Raw genomic sequence first — 875 nt, forward strand, 5'->3', positions numbered from 1 at the left:
GTGCTGGGGTAGCGGCTTCTGCAGAAGATCGTGAACACAAGCCGCAGAGAAAAGAATACGAAAATTTGCTGCATCCAGGATTCGACTAAGGCCTTCTCGGAGTAACTCGCTCGGCCCGACAAGCACTGTGATAAAAGATTGCCTTGTCATCATGGCCTTCTCGCTCTGCGCGATTAAGATACACGCATCGATTAGGGCGCTCCACGCACCGTCGCACAGTTTCTTTTTTACCTTACGCTTGGAAAGCCCTACCCCAAAATACCCTCTTAAGGCGTAGGGTAGCATCGTCGAGGCCTATCCGGATTCTCAAGCCTACGGCCTTTTGGGGAAGGCACGAGCCCGGCTTTCAGCCGCTCCGGTAGCGGAATGATCGTGTTTGCAACCAGGAGCCGTAAATGGTGATCGGCTCGTTCTTCCAGGACCTGGATAATGAAGTTGGAAACGGCCCAGCCATCCTGCGAATGCATGTCGGAGCCGCAGGCGGTTCGAGACGCTGCGTCGGTAAACCAAGAGTTCCTCTTCGTTGCGTTGATCGCTTTTTGTCCCGTTTGCCATCAAAGAAGTTCTCCTGCAGCGCAGCAACCTGGCAATTGGACGAGTTCTCCCAAGACCGCGCTTTATCCGGAAGGAGTGCCCACAAAGGATAGTTGTGCCGCTGGCGGCGAAGGCTCACGATACGGCAGAGCCTTGCCCGTCGACCCTCGACCAGTTCGGGACGGGACGGGATGGCCGCCCTGAAATGAAAGCCATATGCCATGGCCATGGATACAGAATACAATTCCGGGCCCGCCCCTTTACCGTCACAGGCGCCCCCCGGCAGAGGAATAAAGGCCGTCCTGCTTGTCTTCGGGCTGTGCGGGGTCGCCGCCCTGGGA

At 56.7% G+C, this 875-nt stretch carries 1 pseudogene; it reads right to left on the minus strand.

The features are described from left to right. Positions 1 to 285, minus strand: a pseudogene (locus EOA86_RS39765) (hypothetical protein); the annotation flags it as partial. Between the last annotated feature and the right edge of the window lie 590 nt (positions 286 to 875).

Source organism: Mesorhizobium sp. M5C.F.Ca.IN.020.32.2.1, from assembly GCF_004023105.1.
GTDB classification, from domain to species: domain Bacteria; phylum Pseudomonadota; class Alphaproteobacteria; order Rhizobiales; family Rhizobiaceae; genus Mesorhizobium; species Mesorhizobium wenxiniae.